The sequence below is a fragment of the Tardiphaga sp. genome, from assembly GCF_025356345.1.
Lineage (GTDB): Bacteria > Pseudomonadota > Alphaproteobacteria > Rhizobiales > Xanthobacteraceae > Tardiphaga.
The window spans coordinates 1-2,329 of record NZ_JANXTC010000360.1; the positions used below are offsets into that span (position 1 = coordinate 1).

Annotated in this window: 2 protein-coding genes; both read left to right on the forward strand. The window is 60.7% G+C overall.

Annotated elements, in window-relative coordinates; genetic code table 11:
- Positions 1 to 61 precede the first annotated feature (61 nt).
- Positions 62 to 394, forward strand: coding sequence for an ATP-dependent Clp protease adapter ClpS (gene clpS, locus Q0S16_RS21565; protein ID WP_295852873.1), 333 nt, complete (start codon positions 62 to 64; stop codon positions 392 to 394).
- Between the two features lie 238 nt (positions 395 to 632).
- The coding region (locus Q0S16_RS21570) for an AAA family ATPase (protein ID WP_295852870.1) at positions 633 to 2,329 on the forward strand (1,697 nt) is incomplete at its 3' end.

Consider the following 2,329-nt stretch of genomic DNA (forward strand, 5'->3'; position numbering starts at 1 on the left):
GCAATTAACTTCCAGATCTGATTCGCCTGCGTCTGCCGCTGTGGCCGCACCGGTTCCCCGAATGGGCAACGATGACAACCGCGCCGGGGGCACCGGCGGCCCGGCTACGTCCGTCATCGCCAAGGTCAAGCCGAAGACAAAACGCCCGAATCTCTATCGCGTGCTGATACTGAACGACGATTACACGCCGATGGAATTTGTCGTTCACGTGCTGGAGAAGTTCTTCCAGAAGGATGCCGAAGCCGCGACCAAGATCATGCTCCACGTCCATCATCATGGAATCGGGGAGTGCGGCGTGTTTACCTATGAGATCGCCGAGACCAAGGTGACGCAAGTGATGGATTTTGCGCGCAAGCACCAGCATCCCCTGCAATGCGTGATGGAGAAAAAGTAGGGGCGTGGCAAAACCGCCGGAAATGGGAACGGGTTTTGCATCAAGAAGGCGGTGGATCAGTCGAGCCTACGCCTATCCCGGACGCGCTGCCCGGGGTTTTCGATGTAGGCTTGGTCCAGTTGTAAACGAGTCGCGGGAACCGCTCTTTCGCCGCGATCTTGGGTGACTATATGACAAAGGTTGTTGTTGCCTGACCGGGCAACGGCGATCATGATGGCGGGGGCCACAGAGGACGCGAATGCCGACTTTTTCCCAGAGCCTTGAACAATCGCTGCATCGCGCGCTTTCGATCGCGAATGAGCGGCATCACCAATACGCCACGCTGGAACATCTCCTGCTGTCGCTGGTCGATGACTCCGATGCGGCCGCGGTAATGCGGGCCTGCAGCGTCGATCTCGACAAGCTGCGCACCAGCCTCGTCAATTATCTCGAAACCGAATTTGAAAACCTGGTGACGGACGGCGCCGATGACGCCAAGCCGACCGCCGGTTTCCAGCGTGTCATTCAGCGCGCCGTGATTCATGTGCAATCGTCGGGTCGCGAGGAAGTGACCGGCGCCAATGTGCTGATTGCGATCTTCGCCGAGCGTGAGAGCCACGCCGCCTATTTCCTGCAGGAGCAGGACATGACGCGGTATGACGCGGTGAATTACATCAGCCATGGCATTGCCAAGCGTCCGGGCGTGTCCGAGGCGCGGCCGGTGCGCGGCGTCGACGAAGAGACCGAGACCAAGAACGGCGACGATTCCAAGAAGAAGGGGGAGGCGCTCGACACCTATTGCGTCAACCTCAACAAGAAGGCCCGTGACGGCAAGATCGACCCGGTGATCGGACGCAATTCCGAGATCAACCGCGCGATCCAGGTGCTGTGCCGCCGCCAGAAGAACAATCCGCTGTTCGTCGGTGAAGCCGGCGTCGGCAAGACCGCGATCGCCGAGGGTCTGGCGAAGCGCATCGTCGACAGCGAAGTGCCCGAAGTGCTCGCGGCGGCGACCGTGTTCTCGCTGGACATGGGCACGCTGCTGGCCGGCACACGCTATCGCGGTGACTTCGAGGAACGCCTGAAGCAGGTGCTCAAGGAGTTGGAAGCGCATCCCAACGCGATCCTGTTCATCGACGAGATCCACACCGTGATCGGCGCCGGCGCCACCTCCGGCGGCGCGATGGATGCCTCGAATTTGCTCAAGCCTGCCCTGGCTTCGGGCACCATTCGTTGCATGGGCTCGACCACCTACAAGGAATATCGCCAGCACTTCGAGAAGGATCGCGCTCTGGTGCGCCGGTTCCAGAAGATCGACGTCAACGAGCCGACCGTCGAGGACGCGATCGCGATCCTCAAGGGGCTGAAGCCGTATTTCGAAGAATATCACAAGCTGAAATACACCAACGAAGCCATCGAGGCGGCGGTGCAGCTGTCGTCGCGTTATATCCATGACCGCAAGCTGCCGGACAAGGCGATCGATGTGATCGATGAATCCGGCGCCGCGCAGATGCTGGTCGCGGAGAACAAGCGCAAGAAGACCATCGGCATCAAGGAAATCGAGACCACGATCGCGACCATGGCGCGGATTCCGCCCAAGAGCGTGTCGAAGGACGATGCCGAGTTGCTGCGTCATCTGGAAACCACGCTGAAGCGCGTGGTGTTCGGTCAGGACAATGCCATCGAGGCGCTGTCAGCCTCGATCAAATTGGCGCGGGCTGGACTGCGTGAACCGGAGAAGCCGATCGGCTCCTATCTGTTCTCGGGCCCGACCGGCGTCGGCAAGACCGAAGTGGCGAAGCAGCTGGCGGCCTCTCTGGGCGTCGAGCTGATCCGTTTCGACATGTCCGAATATATGGAACGCCACACCGTGTCGCGGCTGATCGGCGCGCCTCCGGGCTATGTCGGCTTCGACCAGGGTGGCTTGCTGACCGACGGCGTCGACCAGCATCCGCA

Bases quoted from the DNA above. Each gene is read 5' to 3' on its own strand.
- clpS (WP_295852873.1), top strand. From the start codon at position 62: ATGGGCAACGATGACAACCGCGCCGGGGGCACCGGCGGCCCGGCTACG.